Origin of the sequence: Parasphingorhabdus sp. (genome assembly GCF_048267785.1) — a bacterium.
In the GTDB taxonomy this organism is placed as follows: domain Bacteria; phylum Pseudomonadota; class Alphaproteobacteria; order Sphingomonadales; family Sphingomonadaceae; genus Parasphingorhabdus.
The window spans coordinates 24,554-42,069 of sequence record NZ_JBLWWU010000019.1; the positions used below are offsets into that span (position 1 = coordinate 24,554).

A 17,516-nucleotide genomic window follows, 5' to 3' on the forward strand; every position below is an offset into this window, starting at 1 on the left:
AATATGGTGAACGATATCGAAAATAAAAAAGGGCAGCCGGATGTTCTTCCCGCTGCCCTTTTTGGTCTTTGCCCCAATTGCGGGCAAAAGACGCTTTTTGTCGGGGTCACAAAATTCTCGGATAAATGCCGCTCCTGTGGGCTGGACTATAGCCAATATAATGTGGGAGACGGACCGGCAGCCTTTCTGACAATGATTATCGGTGCCCTGGTCTTGGGGCTGGCGCTGGCCGTAGAGGCTAATTTTCATCCGCCCTTGTGGGTGCATATCCTGCTTTGGGTTCCGCTGACCATTCTGGCTGTTGTCGGGTCGCTCAGGGTGTCGAAAGGGATATTGCTGATTCTGGAACATCGCAATCAGGCCCGGGAGGGCAGCATCGAAGACCGCGCCGGTCCATGACCAGACGGTTACCGATATTTGTTACCATTCTTGTGCTGGCGGCTGTCGCAACCATGGTTGCTCTGGGTATATGGCAGTTGCAGCGGGCAGCCTGGAAAAACGGGTTGCTGGAAAGCTATGCAGAGGCATCGGATCTGCCCGCCATTGCCTATCCTGCCGTACCGAATGCGGACGATCCGCCCTATTTTCGCAAATCCAGCGTCAATTGTCTTGAAGTGATCGGCTGGCGGTCGACCAGCGGGCGCAATGCCAACGGTCAATCCGGTTGGGCTCATATCGCCCAGTGCCGGACCGCAGGAGCCGAAGGTCCAGGCGCACAAGTGGTTGTCGGCTGGTCATCGAGACCGGACGATCCGGAATGGGAGGGCGGTATTGTAGATGGCATTATCGCGCCCGACAGCCAGTATGTCATTCGTTTGGTAGCGAGTGAACCCGTGGCCGAACTTCAGAAAAGCCAGCCACCGACGCTGGAGGATATTCCCAATAATCACCTTTCCTATGCCGTCCAGTGGTTTCTCTTTGCCGGAATAGCGCTGGTTATTTTTCTGATTGCTCTGCGGGGGCGTAACAAGATCTAATGATCTAGGGGCGCTATTTGTAAAAGCCTTCGCGCAAATTGATACCGTGCTCGACCCACATCTTGAGGGCGCACAGCATCTGGGTCCAGCCGGAACAATTGCCGTAAGAGGTTTTGAGACCACTTTCGGTCGGTCGCCAGCCCCCTTCCGAAATGGTAACCAGCGTGCGATTGTCTTCCAGCGCCTCGAAGGTCATCGTGGCGGCGACCTTATAGCCTGCGTCCCCCGATGTGTCGCCCGCCTCCCACAAAATGGAAATTTTCCTGTTAGGAACCACCTCGGTAACCTCGACAGGGAATGCTCCGGGAAAATCATGGAAGTCCCACATCACGATGGCCCCGGTTTCCAGGCGGCCTTGCGCGCCACCAGTTGTGAAATAGCTGGATAATTGGTCCGGATTTGCCACGGCTTCAAACACTTCAGCGACGGGTCTGGAAATATGGGCGGCGACTTTGAATTTCAGGTCCATATTGATTCTCCCTTGATATGCTTTCTGCTAATATGTTATAAAACAGTAACATGTCAACCAATGGAATCCATGATCGGGTGTTCAAGGCCCTTGCGTCCAAGGTTCGTCGTCAGATTCTGGACGATTTGCGCGATCAGCCGCTGACCACAGGAGCGCTTTGCGGGCATTTTCCGGAACTGGACCGCTGCACGGTGATGCAGCATATCAAGGTGCTGGTGAAAGCCGATCTGGTCATTCCGCAACAGAAGGGAAGAGAGCGCTGGAATCATCTCAATCCCCTGCCTATCCACGCCATCCACGAACGCTGGATCGGACCCCATGCGGCCAATGCGGTCGAACGGCTCGGTACACTTAAAAGGCAGCTCGAGAAGGATGCGATAAAGCGTCCGGTCAAAGCATAGTTCTTGCCCTGATCGGGCGCTGCCGCTAACCCGCTCGCCATCATGGAATATATCTCTACCAGAGGCGCAGCGTCGCCATTGAATTTCGAACAAGTAACCCTGGCCGGGCTGGCTGGCGACGGCGGACTCTATGTACCGGAATCCTGGCCTTCGTTCAGCGCAGCCGAGATCGCTGGAATGGCGGGGCTTTCCTATGTCGAAACCGCAGTTCGCGTGATGCTGCCCTTCGTCGGCGATGCGCTCGACGAAGCGGAACTGCAGGAGCTTTGCGAGCAGGCTTATGGCCGGTTCGCTCATGCAGCGGTTACACCGCTGGTCCAGCTCGACGGACGGCAATGGTTGCTCGAACTGTTCCACGGACCGACATTGGCGTTCAAGGATGTCGCCCTGCAAATGCTCGGGCTGCTGTTCGAGAAATTCCTGGCACGTCAGGACAAGCATCTGACGGTGGTGGGTGCTACTTCCGGTGATACCGGTTCGGCAGCGATTGATGCGCTGGCGGGGCGGGACAAGGTTGATATTTTCATGATCCATCCCGAAGGCCGGATATCCGATGTCCAGCGTCGGCAGATGACCACGGTCCTTGCGCCCAACGTCCACAATATCGCGATCGACGGCAGCTTCGATGATGCCCAGGCGATGGTGAAGCGCATGTTTGCCGATCAGGAGGTGACCAACCGTTACGCTATCTCCGCGGTCAATTCGATCAACTGGGCGCGATTGATGGCACAGGTCGTCTATTATTTTTATGCAGCTGTCCAATTGGGCGGACCGCATCGCAAGATCGCTTTCTCGGTGCCGACGGGCAATTTCGGGGATGTTTTTGCCGGCTATGTTGCATCGCAAATGGGACTGCCGATCGAACGACTGATTGTGGCGACCAACGTCAATGATATCCTCCACCGCGCGCTGAGCGCTGGCGACTATTCCACCGGTAGCGTGACTCCGACAGCGGCACCTTCGATGGATATTCAGGTCAGCAGCAATTTCGAACGTCTGCTCTTCGATCTGGAAGGTCGTGACGGCGTCAAGACGGCGGCCCGCATGGCAGCCTTTGAGCAGAGCCACAAGATGCAGCTGGAACCCGTGATGCGCGAAAAAGCGGCTTCTATTTTCACCAGTTACCGTGTCGATCCGGATGACATGTCGCTGGCGATGCGCCGGGCGCAGGACAGTGCCGGTCATGTGATCGATCCGCATAGCGCCATCGGCCTGTCGGCGGCACAACATGCTGATCTCGATCCCTCTGTACCCGTGGTCACGCTGGCAACCGCCCATCCCGCGAAATTCCCCGATGCAGTGGAGCGGGCGACGGGCATTCGGCCGGCCTTGCCGCGTCGGGTTGGCGATCTTTTTGATCGGGAAGAAAAATATACCAAGCTGCCCGGTGAATATGATGCGGTGAAGCAATTTGTCATGTCCAACGCCACGCCGTCCGATGGCTGAGACACGCCCAGCCCCGCTATTGATGATCAGCGATCCGCGCAGTGATTATGCGCTGATCGATTCCGGCCACGGGCGGAAGCTCGAGCGCTACGGGAAATATCATTTCATCCGCCCGGAGCCGCAAGCGATGTGGGCGCCGTCGAGCGATAGCTGGCAGGCGGACGGTGAATTTATTCCGGCATCGGACGACGATGGCGGCGGCCGCTGGCACCTGAAGCCAAATGTCCCGGAAGAGGGGTGGCAGATGGACTGGGAAGAGGTCAGCTTCACCGCCCAGTGCACACCATTCCGCCATCTCGCCTATTTCCCCGACATGGATCCGGTCTGGCGCTGGTTTCGCGACAATCTGCAGGCGCTCGAATCGCCGCAGATGATGAATCTCTTCGGCTATACCGGTGTCGGGACGCTGGCGCTGTCAGCAGCGGGTGCCAATCTGGTGCATGTCGATGCATCGAAGAAGTCCGTGACCGCAGCCCGCGACAATGCTGCTTTGTCGGGTATGACCGATCGTCCGATCCGCTGGATCATCGATGATGCGGCCAAATTTGCTGCGCGGGAAGTCCGGCGCGAACGGCGCTATGACGCGATCCTGATGGACCCGCCGAAATATGGTCGCGGACCCGATGGGGAAATCTGGCGGCTGGAGGAGCATCTCGCCGGACTGGTCGAGAATTGCGGAAAGCTGCTCGATAAGGACAGCCGCTGCCTGTTTCTGACCGTCTATGCCGTGCGCATGTCGGCGCTGGCGCTGGGTTCGCTGCTCAACGAAAAACTGTCCCATCTCGGCGGGACAATTGAGGTCGGTGAACTGGCGGTTCGCGAAGAGGCGCGGGGACTGCTTTTGCCGACAGCGATTTTCGCCCGCTGGTCGGCCTGACTTGCCATTTCGCCGCTAACATGGTCTGAGACTGCACATGACAGATACTTTGCTTTTGGAAGTCAACGATCTCGATGTTGACGTGCTCACCGGGATATATTCCGAAGAAACCCATTTGCCGCAGCCCTTGCGAATCTCGATCGCGGCGGAGATGAAGGTTCAGGAACGCTATGAAGCGGACACACCGCTCGACCAGTCCAAAAATTACATGGATCTTAAACATGCTGCGACGGAGGCCCTGCCGGAAGGTGTCCATTTCAAGCTTATCGAAGCCGTGGCTGACCATATCATTGAAACGCTATTCCTGCAGGATGCGAATATCCTTCGCGTCACGGTGAAGATCGTCAAGCTGCTGATCTCCGAAAAGGGTGAGCAGATTGGTATCACCCTGAGTCGGAGCCGACGATGACGGCGCCGCTCGCGCTGGTTACCGGCGGCGTGAAGCGTGTGGGGGCGGCAATCGCGGCCAGACTCGCCAAGGCCGGCTACGCGCTGGCGCTGCATGGCAATAGCGACGCGATTCCCGAAGAGGCGCTCGCCGACCGGCTGCGCGAAACGGATTGTGACTGGCACGGATTCCAAAGGGATTTTCTCGACGAAGGCGCCGCCGAAGCGCTGATGGACCAGGTTGTCGCCCATTTTGGGCGCACGCCGGATCTGCTGGTGAACAGCGCGTCGATTTTCGGGCAGGATGATATTATAACGATAAGCGAAAAGGATCTGACCGACCATTTTCGGGTTAACAGTCTGGTGCCGGTCATGCTGACGACCGCGCTTCACCGGCACCATCGGTCGGAGCGGGTGCGCGCGTGCGTTATCCATATTCTCGACCAGCGCATCCGCAACCCCAATCGCGATCAGCTGGGCTATACGCTTTCCAAACAGGCTTTGGCCGGTTCGGTGCGTTCGCTGGCGGTTGCCTGTGCGGACCGGTTGCGGGTCAACGGCGTTGCTCCGGGCCTGACGCTGACCGCCGGGGAATATGGCGCCGACCAGCTGGCGAATATCCGGGAAATGATGCCGCTCGACCGGCTCCCGGCTCCTCAAGATATTGCCGATGCCGTTCTCTATCTGGCCCGTGCAGAGGCGGTGACCGGGCAGGTCATCTATGTCGATGGTGGCGCCAATCTGAAGGCTTTTGACCGTGATTTCGTCCATCTCGGCAAGGATTGAATTCCCTGATACGCCCCAAAGGACAGGTTTGAACCGGTCCTGATCCAGCCCATAACTTGCATATTCGAAGGCCGGTCATTTTTCCGACCAGAATGAATGAACATGTACTTTTGAAAGGCTTATCATGCGTATTTCCCCCAAAATGATTCTGACCACCACCGTTGTCGTCGCTCTCGCGGCTTGCTCGACCGAAGCGCCAAAGGCTGCCGTCGATGAAGGTTCCGCCGATGCCATGATGGATTCTGCCGCCACCGCCGAACCTGGCACCATCGTCGATGTTGCGGTTGGCAATGAAGATTTCTCAACTCTGGTTGCGGCCGTGACTGCGGCGGACCTTGGCGCGACATTGAGCAGTGAAGGACCATTTACCGTCTTTGCGCCGACCAATGATGCCTTTGCCAAGGTAGACCAGGAGACATTGGCGGCGCTTTTGACCCCGGAAAAGAAGGCCGACCTGACCGCGCTTCTGACCTATCATGTGGTCGCCGGTAAACTGACTGCGGCAGATGTCGTAAAGGCCATCACCGATGCCGGCGGCACAGCGACACTGACCACGGTTCAGGGCGGTGAGCTGAAAGCCTCGCTGAATGGCGATTCGGTAATTCTTGAAGATGCGGCTGGCGGCAAGTCGACGGTAATTCTGACCGATGTTGAAGCATCCAACGGCGTCATTCATGCGATCAATAGCGTTATCATGCCTGGTTAGATTTCATCCCTGAACTAGGATGGACTGGAGAAGGTCTCGCCGCTTGGCGGGACCTTTTTTATTAGGAATATTGAGGGTTTATTTCTCGTGCCGGGCGGCGTAGTTCGCGCCTACGAATTTCATCAATGTTTGTCCGCATAGTGCCGCAAACAGTATGATTACAAGAAAGGAAATTCATGTTTGAAGCCCCCAAGATTATTCTGGCATCGGCGCTGTTGGCGATGCTGCCCGCCTGTTCTTCGGAACTGAGTAAAGAGGAACAGGAAATACTCGATACGCGTCTCGCCGACGAGCAGAAGCCGACCAATTTGATCGCTGTTCTGCAGGGCAATCCTGACCTCAGCACCGCCAGCACATTGATCGGCTTGTCCGGCGTGGGCGCGGAATTGAGCGATGATGGTACTTTTACCGCTTTTGCCGCGACCAACGAAGCATATAATAAATTGGACGCCGAATTTTTGAGCGGCCTGATGCACAGCGACAACAAGGATGAACTGGTAAAAGTCACGAAATTCGAACTGGTCGATGGTAGCATGACCACTGCGGACATCGCCAAGGCAGTTAAAGATGGCGGCGGCACCGCCAGCATTGCCACCCTGCAGGGCGGCATGATCAAGGCGACGATGGACGGCGACAAGATTGTCCTCGAAGACGGCGCTGGCAACAAGGCGAATGTCATCGAAGCAGACGTAAAATCGTCCAACGGAACGATTCATATCATCGATGCGGTTCTGATGCCCGAATAACGTGCGATATTGATCGATAAAGAAGGCCTCGCAAATTGCGGGGCCTTTTTTGTTGCAGCCGGCTCGGCTAATATCCTGTCAGCACAGAAGGAGCAAAATATGCCGCAATATTGGCTGATGAAATCGGAACCGGATGAATATGGCTGGGATGATCTTGTGGCAGAGGGAGAGGGCACTTGGGACGGCGTGAAAAACGCGCAGGCCTCCAACAATATGAAAGCGATGAAAAAGGGTGACCAGGTGTTTTTCTATCACTCGCGGCAGGGATTGGAAGTGGTTGGCATCATGGAGGTCAGCGAAGAGGCCACACCCGATGTCACCACCGATCCGGATCGCTGGGTGGTGGTGAAAGTGAAGCCCGTGCGGAAACTGGCCAAGCCGGTTCCGCTGAAGGCGATGAAGCAGAACCCCAAGCTGAGGGATCTTGCGATCATCCGGCAATCGCGATTATCCGTGGCTTCCGTTAGCAAGAGCGAGTGGGAGGCAATTCTGGCGATGGGGGAAGCTTAGCCGCTCCACCCATGCGGGCCGATCCCCCCGACCCTGCCGCTATGTGCTGCAAACATCTTTTTGGGATTGATGGCGGTTGCGCCCGCCGTGCGCCATTTTCTCCCGGCCCGACAATATATCAAAATAATTCCGGATTCTATGGTTAATAGATCATCACAACCGCCGTATATTGATATAACTGCTCAAGCACACTGCTGGGCGAGGAGAGGTGATAGTCATGCTAGGAGCCATCAGAACCCTGATCGTCGATGATTCTTCAACATTGCGAGCAATGCTCGACGTGGTGATAAGCAACCATCGGGATTTTCGTCCACCAGAACATGCGGCTGACGCACTTCAGGCCATCGAAATTCTCGATGAACGATTGTTCGATCTGGTGTTGCTCGACATATACATGCCCGGCATGGACGGGCTGCAATTGCTCGATCATATTGTTTCGCACGAACTAGCGCGGGTGATGATCGTTTCGGCATCCTCGGTGCGGGGATCGGAAATCAGGATGGATGCGCTCAAAAGAGGTGCCATTGCCTGTTTCGACAAGGCCAATTGCGTTCGGGAAGCCGACAGGCTCGTCGGCCTTGTTCGCAAAATTGTGGCCGGAGACTATCAGGGGGCATCATGTTCAGAAAGTATGGACATGGCAATGGGCAGGGTTGCGGAGAAGGCATAGCCTATCGGTAAAGGACCGGTCGCCGAACTGGATCGAATCCTGAAGATCATGCCCGGTCCAAACCCGAGTTTGCAAAATGTCGATGATCGCATTCGGTCAACGAAGGCGGTAAGCGAATTTCGTACTTTCCTGAATTGACGGTGTCTTTAATGTGTCACCGGTTTATTCCGAGATATGGTCGATGATTTGTTCTTGAAAGAATTGTTCGGTGCGGCGGCACTTGTGCTGACATTTGCGGCTTTTATTCCCTACATGATATCGATCTGGCGGCGGGAAACACGGCCGCACGTTTTTTCATGGTTCATTTGGGGGGGCGGGACAGTTGTAGTCTGTATCGCGCAACTCAGCGATGGTGCGGGGATCGGCGCCTGGCCAATTGGCATATCGGGGTTGCTGACATTCGGGGTCGCTTTTCTTGCGTTAGCCCGCTCATCTGACAGTTCGATTGTCCCTTCAGATTGGGGTTTTCTGCTACTTGCACTAAGCGCGTTGCCGCTTTGGTTCTATACTTCCACCGCATTGTCGGCAGTTATTGTTCTTACGATTGTGGATCTGTTGGGTTTTGGCCCGTCGGTGCGAAAGGCAATGGATTTTCCCAATGAAGAACATGCCGGGTTTTTTCTAATAGCCGCATTCAGAAACGGTTTTGTCATTTTGGCGTTAGAAAATTATTCCTGGACGACCATCCTCTTTCCTGCCGCAGTCGGCGGGGCATGCGTTTTGTTCGTGGCGCTTATCGGAATGCGACGGTATATGATGAGAAGCAGATAGCATTCACTCCCATATTCAACGGTCGAGAATCCGGTGCTATGCTCGGTTCCTTCGCAACCCACTCACGGTCGCACCGGCAGCCGTCAAATATTCCACATCGGTTTTCAGGTGCAGCAACCGTAATCCTTTCCGCTGTATTGCATCGGCCAAGGCGGGCGCGAATGCTTCGGTCTTCTCGACGGTCGCGCTCCATCCACCATAGGCCTCTGCCAGCTTTGCGAAGTCCGGATTTTTGAGCGATGTTGCCGACAGCCTTGCCGGATATTCGCGTTCCTGGTGCAGGCGGATGGTGCCGAAGCTGCCATTGTCGATCACCAGCACCAGCAGATTGGCATCATATTGTATCGCGGTGGCCAGTTCCTGGCCGTTCATCATGAAATCGCCGTCCCCTGCGATCACCACCGACACGCGGTCGGGGAAGCGCAGGGCGGCGGCCACGGACGCGGGGACACCATAGCCCATCGCCCCGCTGGTCGGAGCAAGCTGGCTGGGGAAAGCGCCATATTTCCAGTAGCGGTGCCACCAGCCGGAAAAATTGCCAGCGCCATTGCAGATGATCGCGTCGGCGGGAAGTTGCTCCTGCATCGCGGCAACGCATTGGCCGAGGTCCAGTTTCGCAGCAATGGGTTGTGGCGTGGACCAGGCGAGATAATCGTCATGAGCCGCCTTGCCGGCGTCGAAGCTCAGCAGATCATCTTCCCACAGGGCGACCTGTTCGGCGAATTCATCCATCTCCGCGCAGATCGGCAGATCGGTGCGATAGACATGGTTGAGTTCGTCGGGATCGGGATGGACGTGGACGAGAATCTGGTCGGGATGGTCGGGGGGCACCAGTGTATAGCCATCGGTAGTTGCCTCGCCCAGCCGCGCGCCGATGGCCAGTATCAGATCGGCATCCTTGATTCGCTGGGTCAGCTTCGGATTGGGGCCGTAGCCGAGATTGCCGGCATAGACCGGGCTTTCGTTGGGGAAATTGTCCTGCCGCCGGAACGCGACCGCCACGGGAAGCCCGATGCGCTCGGCATATTGGGCCAAATAATATCTGGCTTTCTCGCTCCAGCCAGCGCCGCCGATGATCGCGATCGGGTCGGTGGCATCGCGCAACATATCGGTGAGCGCCGTCATCGCGTCCGGGCAGAGCGGCTGGGCCGGGGCGATGACCTTGGGCCGGTCAAGCGCCTCGACGGTATCGCGCAGCATATCCTCGGGCAGGGCAAGCACCACCGGGCCGGGGCGCCCGGAACTGGCGGTATCAAAGGCGCGCGCGATATATTCCGGAATCCGTGCGGCATTGTCGATTCTCGCCGCCCATTTGGCGAGCGGGGTAAACATCGCGGTAAAATCGACTTCCTGAAAGCCTTCGCGGTCACGGTCATCGCGGCCGACATCGCCGATGAACAGGATCATTGGCGTGCTGTCCTGCATCGCGGTATGGACGCCGATGCTGGCGTTGGTCGCGCCGGGGCCGCGGGTGACAAAGGCGATACCGGGCGCGCCGGTCATCTTGCCATCGGCCTCGGCCATGAACGCGGCGCTGCCGTCCTGCCGTGTTGCAACGGTCTGGATCGTGCCGCAGTCGTGCAGTGCGTCGAGGACAGAGAGAAAACTTTCGCCGGGAACGGTGAAGATACGTTCGGTGCCCTGGATGACCAGTTGATCGACCAAAACCTGCGCGCCGGTGCGTTTCTTCATTATTTCTCTCCCTGTTCACCTGCAGCTTTGGCTGCAATTTATCTATTTATATGTCGCACAAAGACACGAAGGCACGAAGGGAATTTGTGTAATTTATCTTCTTTGTGCCTTTGTGTCTTCGTGCGACAAAATTGAGAAAGCTGTCGCGTTCTGCGGTCTCGGGATTTGTTCCCAAAATCAAGCCTGATGGATCGCCTTGGTCACCATATAGGCTTTCAATCCGTCGGGTCCGTCTTCCGATCCGTGGCCGCTTTCCTTGACGCCGCCGAACGGCGCATCGCCCGGGCTGACGGTCAGATTGTTGATGGCGACCATCCCCGCTTCAATCTTATCGCCAACGATATTTGCAGTGCGAAGGCTTTCGGTGAATGCATAAGCGGCGAGGCCGAGTGGCAGGCGATTGGCCTGATCAATAGCTTCGTCGACCGTGTCAAAAGGCCGCATTACCGCGACCGGACCAAATGGTTCCTCGTTCATGATCGTCGCGTCTAACGGGACATGGGATAGCACCGTCGGATCAAAGAAAAACCCCTTGTCGCCGCGCCGTTCGCCGCCCAGTCGCACGTCGGCACCCTTGGTCCGCGCGTCGTCAATCATCGCACCCATCGCGCTCGGCCGCCGAGGATTGGCGAGTGGTCCCATATCGACAGATTCAAAGCCGTCACCGACGCTGATCTTTTGTGCGCGTTCGGTGAAGGCTTTCTCAAAGCGGTCGTAAATGCCCGACTGGACATAGAATCGCGTTGGCGAGACGCAAACCTGACCGGCGTTGCGGAATTTTCCGGTTACAACGAGATCGAGCGTCTTTTCCAGATCGCAGTCGTCAAAGACCAGTACCGGTGCGTGACCGCCGAGTTCCATGGTCGTGCGTTTCATGCCTTCGGCGGCCAGTTTCATCAGATGCTTACCGACCGGAACCGATCCGGTGAAGCTGATCTTGCGGATGACCGGTGAAGCGATGAGGTGGCTGGAAACTTCCGCCGGATCGCCAAAGACGACTTGTGCGACGCCGGAGGGCAGTCCCGCATCGACCAGACATCGGATCATCTCGATCGGGCTCGCCGGGGTTTCTTCCGCCGGTTTGAGGATGATCGAGCAGCCGGCGGCAATAGCCGGAGCCAGCTTTCGTACCGGTGTGAATACGGGGAAATTCCAGGGGCTGAACGCTGCAACCGGTCCGACCGGCTGATATTTGACGAAACTATTCTGGCCGGCCGGGCGTACCAGCACACGTCCGTAACAACGCTTCGCTTCTTCGGCCATGATATCGAAATGGCTGGCGGAAGCCGTCACTTCGCCCATGGCCTGGGCCAGCGGCTTGCCTTGCTCGTAGGTCATCAGACGGCCGATTTCCGGTGCCCGTTCGCGCATCAGGTCGGCCGCCTTGTGCAATATCACTGCGCGCTCGGCCACCGATGTATCGCGCCAGATCGGAAAGGCGCGGTCGGCTGCGTCCAGCGCCCGGTCGAGATCGGCTTTGGTCGCCTTGGGCAGATCGGAAATAGCTTCACCGGTCGCCGGATTGACGACCTCATGAACGGCGCGATCCCCGCCATCGATCCATTCGCCATCGATATGAAACTGCAATTTGCGAGGATAAGCGTTTGACATAGTTGCTCCTGAAACTGTTTGTCTTGCTACTAGACTTGTCGCCGAATTCCCGCAATGACTGTGACAAATATTGAGAGGAGATTTCGATGGAGATAGTCACCGAAGGCCTGCGCTTTCCCGAAGGTCCGATTGCGATGCCGGACGGCAGCGTCATCTTGGTCGAAATCGAGGCGCAGCAGCTCACCCGTGTCCTGCCCGACGGCACCAAGAAGCTGGTCGCGAAAACCGGCGGTGGCCCCAATGGCGCGGCGATGGGTCCGGATGGCAAAATCTATGTCTGCAACAATGGTGGTTTTGAATATCACGATGAAAATGGTTTTCTGACCCCCGCCGGTATCGCCAAGGACTATGTGGGCGGCAGTATCCAGCGGGTTGACCCGGATACGGGCGAGGTTGAAACGCTCTATAATGACGGTGATTTCGGCTGCGCCCTGCGCGGTCCCAACGATATCCAGTTCGACGCCCATGGCGGGTTCTGGTTCACCGATCATGGCAAGGTCGACTATGCAAAACGCTGTCATGACATTGTAGGAATATTCTATGCCAAGGCCGATGGCAGCCATCTGGAAGAGGTGATTTTTCCCTCGAACAACCCGAATGGCGTCGGTATTTCGCCGGACGGGAAGACGCTTTATGCGGCTGAAACCTACACGTGCCGCCTGATGAAATTCAACATCACCGAACCGGGCAAGGTTGCGCCTGATGCAGGACCGGGTGGCCCGGGCATCCCGCTCTACCGGCCCTCCGGCTATAAGTTCTTCGACAGTCTGGCGATGGAGGAATGCGGCAATATATGCGTTGCGACTATTGGCGAATGCGGAATCAGCGTGATTTCGCCGGAGGGTGAGCTGGTCGAATTTGTCGAGACGCCGGATATCTTCACCACCAATATCTGCTTCGGTGGTGACGACATGATGGACGCCTGGATCTGCCTTTCGGGAAGCGGAAAACTGATCAAAACCCGCTGGAAACGGCCGGGACTGAAGCTGGAATATCTCAACAAATAGGAACGCTCCTTGACAAGAATGCATCACGAACCTCACCGGCTTGACCGGATCGGCTGGCTGCGCGCCGCCGTACTCGGAGCAAATGACGGGATCGTCTCGACCGCAAGTCTGGTGGTCGGCGTCGCTGCCGCAGCTACATCGCAGGAGACAATATTGCTCACCGCATTCGCCGGGCTGGTGGCAGGGGCCATGTCGATGGCGGCGGGTGAATATGTTTCCGTCAGTTCGCAGGCCGATAGCGAAAAGGCGGAGCGGGCCAAGGAGGCCTGGGAGCTGGAGAACCAGCCCAAGGCAGAACGGCTGGAGCTGATATCCATATACAAGAACCGCGGCTTGACCGCCGACCTTGCCGAACAGGTTGCCGACCAGTTGACGGCGCATGACGCTCTCGGCACGCATTTGCGCGACGAACTCGGCTTGACCAAAAATTTCGTCGCCAAGCCGCTGCAGGCGGCCGGTGCTTCTGCCTTGTCCTTTTCCGTTGGGGCTTTGTCGCCCGTGATCCTTGCGGGGCTGTTCCACGGAACAATGCTCATCGGGCTCGTGACTGTGTCAGCGCTGCTGCTGCTTGCCGGACTGGGCGCGCTTGGTGCCTGGCTGGGTGGCGCACCGATGGGCAGACCCGTTGTGCGGGTTACATTTTGGGGGGCTGCGGCCCTTGCCGCTACGGCGGCGATAGGATCTGTTTTTGGAGCTGTTGTATGACATATCAGACTGTGATTTTCGATTTCGGCGGAGTGATCACCTCCTCGCCATTTGAAGCCTTCAACCGGCTCGAGGCAGAACGAGGCGTGCCGAAAGACAGCGTCAGGCGGATCAACAGCGCCAACCCCGATACCAACGCCTGGGCACGGTTCGAGCGGGCCGAGCTGGACAGTGCAGGCTTTGACGAGGCATTTGCGGAAGAAGCGCGTGCGATCGGGATCGAACTGCGCGGTGCCGATGTTCTGGCCCGGCTGGCCGGGGATGTCCGCCCCCGGATGGTGGCAACGCTGGACCGCCTGAAAGCGGAAGGTATGACGATATCCTGCATCACCAACAATGTCCCGGCCGGCAAGGGTGCGGGCATGGCGATGGATGATGAAAAAGCCGCTGCGGTGAAAGCTGTCATGCAGCGTTTTGACCATATTATCGAGAGCAGCAAGGCCGGCATCCGGAAACCGGATCCACGCATTTACCAGATGATGTGCGAGGTGCTGGACGTCGCGCCGGCGCAATGTATCTATCTCGACGATCTCGGGATCAACTGCAAACCGGCGGCCGCTCTGGGCATGGCGGCGATCAAGGTGTCGGCCGAGCAGCAGGCGCTCGATGATCTTGGCGCTTTGCTGAACATGCAATTGCCCTGATGCTTTGCGCCGGTTCGGTTTAACCTGTAATATTTTTGTCATCAATGAGTCGTCGAATGGTCGTGGAATCGCTATAGCGCGACGGGATTGCAAGGTTGCGGGGATTCGTGGGGAACAGGTTTTCGGACAGATTTGGCAACTTGGCCCGCTGGTATGACCGGCAGGGTCTTTATCCTGTCCTGTGCGCTATATTGGCGGTTTTTTTGCTGGTTCAGGCCGTTCGTCTGACCTGGCTGATCTTGACCCCCTTGGGCCCGGTGGGCGATTATCGCGCCAATGATGTCGAGCTATTGTCGCCGCAAGCACGCCTGACGCTGTTCAGCAGCTTTGATCCTTTTTTCCGCAGCGGCGCCGCGCAAAGCGCCAATGTTGTGACGTCGCTGCAATTGACGCTGTTCGGCATTCGCATGAACGAGGGATCGGGGCTGGGATCGGCCATATTGGCTGGGCCGGACGGGGTGCAGACAAATTATGCGGTGGGTGAAGAGATACTATCCGGCGTTACCCTGAGCAGCGTCGCTTTTGATCATGTCGTCATCGATCGCGGCGGGGTCCGGGAAAGCCTGTATCTCGATCAGTCGATACCGGCGCAAACGGTGGGCACAGACGATCCCGTCGCTCCTGCCGCCCTGTCTCTGGATGGCAATGAAATTCCCGGTGTCGCCTCGCTGGCACCGCGCAATGAAGAGGGCCGGGTTACCGGCATATTGCTTTCCCCTTCGGGAGATGGCGCCTTGTTCAGGAGCGCAGGTTTTCGCGATGGTGATATCATCGTGTCGATCAACGGTATTCCGGTCGGCTCGGCCAGCGATATCGAAACGCTGAAGAGCCAGATCAGACCCGGTGGACGCCTGTCCGTCGAAGTCGAGCGCGGAGCCGATACGGTGCCGGTTGCAGTCAATGTGGGAGCCCCATAATGCGTAGCTTATTCACCCGGATGATGGTTGTTCTCGCTCTTTGTGGCGGCTTTTGGGCAGCAACGGCCTCTGCCCAGCACACGCTGAACGTCCGCGATGCGGACATTCGCGCCTTCGTACAGGACGCGGCAAAGGTCACTGGTCGAACCTTCATTCTCGACAGCCGGGTGCAGGGCAAGGTCTCGGTGGTCACTGACCGTCCGCTCAGCCGTTCGGAATATTTCGAGATTTTCCTTTCGACCCTGCGCGCCAATAATCTGGTGGCCATTCCGACAACCCGTGGTGCCTATCGTATCCAGCCCGCCGATGGCGCTGCTTCGCAGCCGACCCGGATCGGTTCGCGTGGTGCCGAGGGCAACCAGCTGGTGACCGAGGTCGTCCGGCTCAAATCGATCGTCGCGTCCGAGGCGCTGGAAACATTGCGGCCACTGGTCAGCAAGCAGGGCTCTATCACTGCCAATCGCAACGCCAATAGCCTGGTGATCGTTGATTATGCCGACAATATCAGGCGAATCCGGTCTCTGGTCGGAGAAATAGACCGCGACAGTGCTGCCAGCACGATCATCACGCTGAAGAACGCGGGGGCGCGGGAAATTGCTACTTCGCTGCAGGCGCTCGCCGCACAGGGTGGCGGTGAAGGCCTGCGTGCGCCGGTGACCGTGGTGCCGATCGACAGCAGTAATAGCATCGCCCTGCGCGGTGATCCAGGCGCGGTTTCGCGCTTTGCACAAATGGCAAGAGACCTGGACAAGGGTGCGGAATCGGGCACCGAGATACGGGTCCACCGGCTCGATTATGCCAATGCCGAGCATCTCCTCCCGGTGATCGAGAATATGCTCGGTAGCCGGGGAACCGGCGGTGGTTCTGCAAATGTTACGCCAGCTAGTGGTGGAGAGGGGGCAACCGCACCCGTAGCCGCGGCGAGCGGCAGCAATGGCATCGCCAGCCGTGGCCCGTCCATTGTCAGCCGCCTTGAAGGGACCAACGCGATCATCGTGGCGGCCAATCCCGATGTCCAGCGGATGATCGGCGAACTGATCCGCCAGCTCGATACGCGCCAGGAACAGGTGGTGGTTGAAGCGATCATCGTCGAGATTTCGGAGACCCTTGCCCGCGAACTGGGCGTGCAATGGCTGGTCGGCGGTAAGGATGTGCCCTTCGCGGTGACCAATTTCTCCAACGCTTCTCCCAATATCGTCGATGTCGCTGGCGGTCTTTTGGCGGACCAGTTTGATACGACGACGACCACCACAACCGATACAGCGACCACCGTAACGACGAACAGTGCGGTTGGCGATGCGTTGCGCCAGAACGGGGCGGATGCGGTGCTTGCCGCGCGCGGCGGCTTTGGCGGCTTTGCGACCAGTCTGGGCGGTAGCGCCGTGCTTGGTGCGATCATCAACGCGGTTCAGTCGGACAGCAACAGCAATGTATTGTCGACGCCTTCGCTGACTGTGAATAACAATCTCAAGGGCAGCATCTTGTTCGGACAGGAAATACCGGTGTCGACCGGCGAAGCACTGTCCGGCAATTTCGACAATGCGTTTCGGACGATCCAGCGGCAGAATGTCGGCATCGAACTGGAAGTGACGCCGCAAATCAATGCCGGCGACGAGGTGCGGATGGAATTGCGCCAGCAGGTCAGTTCGATAGCAGGACCCGTTTCCGACGATTTCAACGAGCTGATCATCAACAAGCGCGAAATCAACACCACCGTCACCGTTGGCGATGGCGAGATCATCGCATTGGGCGGTTTGCTGGACGATAACGAACGGCGCACGATCCAGAAAGTGCCATTTCTGGGGGATATTCCGGTCCTGGGTGAATTATTCAAATCGCGTGGCAAGTCGCGGGTCAAGACCAATTTGATGGTGTTCATTCGTCCGACGATCCTGAAAGATCCCAATGACGCGCGCCGTTTCTCCGGCAATCGTTACGATTATATTCGCGATCGCCAGCTTAGCCGGAATCCTGAGCGGGAACCGTCGATTGATGCTCTGGTACGCGATTATCTCGGCACCGTGCCGCCTTCGGCCGAGGCGCGGCCGGATGACCAGATTATCTATGCGCCGGGCGATATGCCTGCGGTCAGGGACAGGGGCATGATCGAGCAGGCTCCTCTGCCGGCAAGTGAGACCAGCGGGAAGCGATGATGAAGATCGCCCGGGGAACAGATGCGGTGGTCTCCGAAGCG

At 57.6% G+C, this 17,516-nt stretch carries 20 protein-coding genes; 17 read left to right on the forward strand and 3 right to left on the reverse strand.

Annotated elements, in window-relative coordinates:
- Positions 1–3 precede the first annotated feature (3 nt).
- A complete protein-coding gene (locus ACN0VD_RS14120; protein WP_417595347.1) occupies positions 4–399 on the forward strand; it encodes a DUF983 domain-containing protein in 396 nt (131 codons plus the stop codon).
- Positions 396–977 carry an SURF1 family protein gene (locus tag ACN0VD_RS14125; protein WP_417595349.1) on the forward strand — a complete coding sequence of 194 codons (582 nt, stop codon included), beginning with the start codon at positions 396–398 and terminating at the stop codon, positions 975–977. Before ACN0VD_RS14120 ends, ACN0VD_RS14125 begins: the two co-directional genes overlap by 4 nt.
- A gap of 13 nt (positions 978–990) precedes the next feature.
- Here the strand turns inward: ACN0VD_RS14125 and ACN0VD_RS14130 are convergent, their stop codons facing one another.
- Positions 991–1,446: an SRPBCC family protein gene (locus tag ACN0VD_RS14130; protein ID WP_417595351.1), complete on the reverse strand. Its 456-nt coding sequence runs from the start codon at positions 1,444–1,446 to the stop codon at positions 991–993.
- A 50-nt stretch (positions 1,447–1,496) separates the two neighbouring features.
- Between ACN0VD_RS14130 and ACN0VD_RS14135 the strand changes: the two genes are divergently transcribed.
- The 10 genes from ACN0VD_RS14135 to ACN0VD_RS14180 all read left to right on the forward strand — a co-directional run bounded on the left by ACN0VD_RS14135 (position 1,497) and on the right by ACN0VD_RS14180 (position 8,746).
- A complete protein-coding gene (locus tag ACN0VD_RS14135) occupies positions 1,497–1,847 on the forward strand; it encodes an ArsR/SmtB family transcription factor (protein ID WP_417595353.1) in 351 nt (116 codons plus the stop codon).
- A gap of 42 nt (positions 1,848–1,889) precedes the next feature.
- Positions 1,890–3,293: a threonine synthase gene (gene thrC / locus ACN0VD_RS14140; protein WP_417595354.1), complete on the forward strand. Its 1,404-nt coding sequence runs from the start codon at positions 1,890–1,892 to the stop codon at positions 3,291–3,293.
- Positions 3,286–4,170, forward strand: a complete 885-nt coding sequence (locus tag ACN0VD_RS14145; protein ID WP_417595356.1) for a class I SAM-dependent methyltransferase — start codon at positions 3,286–3,288, stop codon at positions 4,168–4,170. The genes thrC and ACN0VD_RS14145 overlap by 8 nt, the downstream gene beginning before the upstream one ends.
- Positions 4,171–4,207: 37 nt before the next feature.
- Positions 4,208–4,579 (forward strand): dihydroneopterin aldolase, encoded by a 372-nt coding sequence (locus ACN0VD_RS14150; protein WP_417595358.1) that lies wholly within the window; start codon positions 4,208–4,210, stop codon positions 4,577–4,579.
- Positions 4,576–5,343, forward strand: coding sequence for an SDR family oxidoreductase (locus ACN0VD_RS14155; protein ID WP_417595360.1), 768 nt, complete (start codon positions 4,576–4,578; stop codon positions 5,341–5,343). The genes ACN0VD_RS14150 and ACN0VD_RS14155 overlap by 4 nt, the downstream gene beginning before the upstream one ends.
- Before the next feature lie 124 nt (positions 5,344–5,467).
- Positions 5,468–6,049, forward strand: coding sequence for a fasciclin domain-containing protein (locus tag ACN0VD_RS14160; RefSeq protein WP_417595362.1), 582 nt, complete (start codon positions 5,468–5,470; stop codon positions 6,047–6,049).
- A gap of 176 nt (positions 6,050–6,225) precedes the next feature.
- The gene (locus ACN0VD_RS14165) at positions 6,226–6,795 is read left to right on the forward strand and encodes a fasciclin domain-containing protein (protein ID WP_417595364.1); all 570 of its coding nucleotides are present in this window, start codon (positions 6,226–6,228) and stop codon (positions 6,793–6,795) included.
- A 99-nt stretch (positions 6,796–6,894) separates the two neighbouring features.
- Positions 6,895–7,305 (forward strand): EVE domain-containing protein, encoded by a 411-nt coding sequence (locus ACN0VD_RS14170; protein WP_417595366.1) that lies wholly within the window; start codon positions 6,895–6,897, stop codon positions 7,303–7,305.
- A gap of 217 nt (positions 7,306–7,522) precedes the next feature.
- Positions 7,523–7,975 (forward strand): response regulator, encoded by a 453-nt coding sequence (locus tag ACN0VD_RS14175; RefSeq protein WP_417595368.1) that lies wholly within the window; start codon positions 7,523–7,525, stop codon positions 7,973–7,975.
- A gap of 174 nt (positions 7,976–8,149) precedes the next feature.
- Positions 8,150–8,746, forward strand: a complete 597-nt coding sequence (locus ACN0VD_RS14180) for a hypothetical protein (protein WP_417595370.1) — start codon at positions 8,150–8,152, stop codon at positions 8,744–8,746.
- Between the two features lie 36 nt (positions 8,747–8,782).
- On the opposite strand, the gene ACN0VD_RS14185 is transcribed toward ACN0VD_RS14180, so the two are convergent.
- Together ACN0VD_RS14185 and ACN0VD_RS14190 are read right to left on the reverse strand one after the other, a co-directional pair.
- Entirely contained in the window at positions 8,783–10,438 is a 1,656-nt protein-coding gene (locus tag ACN0VD_RS14185) for a thiamine pyrophosphate-binding protein (RefSeq protein WP_417595372.1), read from the reverse strand.
- A gap of 177 nt (positions 10,439–10,615) precedes the next feature.
- Positions 10,616–12,049 carry an NAD-dependent succinate-semialdehyde dehydrogenase gene (locus tag ACN0VD_RS14190; RefSeq protein WP_417595374.1) on the reverse strand — a complete coding sequence of 478 codons (1,434 nt, stop codon included), beginning with the start codon at positions 12,047–12,049 and terminating at the stop codon, positions 10,616–10,618.
- An 86-nt stretch (positions 12,050–12,135) separates the two neighbouring features.
- Between ACN0VD_RS14190 and ACN0VD_RS14195 the strand changes: the two genes are divergently transcribed.
- From ACN0VD_RS14195 to gspD, 5 genes are all read left to right on the forward strand, one after another.
- On the forward strand, positions 12,136–13,056 hold the full coding sequence (locus ACN0VD_RS14195) for an SMP-30/gluconolactonase/LRE family protein (protein ID WP_417595376.1): 921 nt from the start codon (positions 12,136–12,138) through the stop codon (positions 13,054–13,056).
- Between the two features lie 18 nt (positions 13,057–13,074).
- Positions 13,075–13,761, forward strand: coding sequence for a VIT1/CCC1 transporter family protein (locus ACN0VD_RS14200; protein ID WP_417595444.1), 687 nt, complete (start codon positions 13,075–13,077; stop codon positions 13,759–13,761).
- Positions 13,758–14,405: an HAD-IA family hydrolase gene (locus tag ACN0VD_RS14205; RefSeq protein WP_417595378.1), complete on the forward strand. Its 648-nt coding sequence runs from the start codon at positions 13,758–13,760 to the stop codon at positions 14,403–14,405. Before ACN0VD_RS14200 ends, ACN0VD_RS14205 begins: the two co-directional genes overlap by 4 nt.
- Before the next feature lie 140 nt (positions 14,406–14,545).
- Positions 14,546–15,322 carry a type II secretion system protein N gene (locus ACN0VD_RS14210; protein ID WP_417595380.1) on the forward strand — a complete coding sequence of 259 codons (777 nt, stop codon included), beginning with the start codon at positions 14,546–14,548 and terminating at the stop codon, positions 15,320–15,322.
- The gene (gspD, locus tag ACN0VD_RS14215) at positions 15,322–17,475 is read left to right on the forward strand and encodes a type II secretion system secretin GspD (RefSeq protein ID WP_417595382.1); all 2,154 of its coding nucleotides are present in this window, start codon (positions 15,322–15,324) and stop codon (positions 17,473–17,475) included. Before ACN0VD_RS14210 ends, gspD begins: the two co-directional genes overlap by 1 nt.
- Positions 17,476–17,516: the final 41 nt, after the last annotated feature.

Coding starts and splice junctions, on each gene's coding strand:
- ACN0VD_RS14120 (WP_417595347.1), top strand. CDS start 4: ATGGTGAACGATATCGAAAATAAAAAAGGGCAGCCGGATGTTCTTCCC.
- ACN0VD_RS14125 (WP_417595349.1), top strand. CDS start 396: ATGACCAGACGGTTACCGATATTTGTTACCATTCTTGTGCTGGCGGCT.
- ACN0VD_RS14130 (WP_417595351.1), bottom strand. CDS start 1,446: ATGGACCTGAAATTCAAAGTCGCCGCCCATATTTCCAGACCCGTCGCT.
- ACN0VD_RS14135 (WP_417595353.1), top strand. CDS start 1,497: ATGTCAACCAATGGAATCCATGATCGGGTGTTCAAGGCCCTTGCGTCC.
- thrC (WP_417595354.1), top strand. CDS start 1,890: ATGGAATATATCTCTACCAGAGGCGCAGCGTCGCCATTGAATTTCGAA.
- ACN0VD_RS14145 (WP_417595356.1), top strand. CDS start 3,286: ATGGCTGAGACACGCCCAGCCCCGCTATTGATGATCAGCGATCCGCGC.
- ACN0VD_RS14150 (WP_417595358.1), top strand. CDS start 4,208: ATGACAGATACTTTGCTTTTGGAAGTCAACGATCTCGATGTTGACGTG.
- ACN0VD_RS14155 (WP_417595360.1), top strand. CDS start 4,576: ATGACGGCGCCGCTCGCGCTGGTTACCGGCGGCGTGAAGCGTGTGGGG.
- ACN0VD_RS14160 (WP_417595362.1), top strand. CDS start 5,468: ATGCGTATTTCCCCCAAAATGATTCTGACCACCACCGTTGTCGTCGCT.
- ACN0VD_RS14165 (WP_417595364.1), top strand. CDS start 6,226: ATGTTTGAAGCCCCCAAGATTATTCTGGCATCGGCGCTGTTGGCGATG.
- ACN0VD_RS14170 (WP_417595366.1), top strand. CDS start 6,895: ATGCCGCAATATTGGCTGATGAAATCGGAACCGGATGAATATGGCTGG.
- ACN0VD_RS14175 (WP_417595368.1), top strand. CDS start 7,523: ATGCTAGGAGCCATCAGAACCCTGATCGTCGATGATTCTTCAACATTG.
- ACN0VD_RS14180 (WP_417595370.1), top strand. CDS start 8,150: ATGGTCGATGATTTGTTCTTGAAAGAATTGTTCGGTGCGGCGGCACTT.
- ACN0VD_RS14185 (WP_417595372.1), bottom strand. CDS start 10,438: ATGAAGAAACGCACCGGCGCGCAGGTTTTGGTCGATCAACTGGTCATC.
- ACN0VD_RS14190 (WP_417595374.1), bottom strand. CDS start 12,049: ATGTCAAACGCTTATCCTCGCAAATTGCAGTTTCATATCGATGGCGAA.
- ACN0VD_RS14195 (WP_417595376.1), top strand. CDS start 12,136: ATGGAGATAGTCACCGAAGGCCTGCGCTTTCCCGAAGGTCCGATTGCG.
- ACN0VD_RS14200 (WP_417595444.1), top strand. CDS start 13,075: ATGCATCACGAACCTCACCGGCTTGACCGGATCGGCTGGCTGCGCGCC.
- ACN0VD_RS14205 (WP_417595378.1), top strand. CDS start 13,758: ATGACATATCAGACTGTGATTTTCGATTTCGGCGGAGTGATCACCTCC.
- gspD (WP_417595382.1), top strand. CDS start 15,322: ATGCGTAGCTTATTCACCCGGATGATGGTTGTTCTCGCTCTTTGTGGC.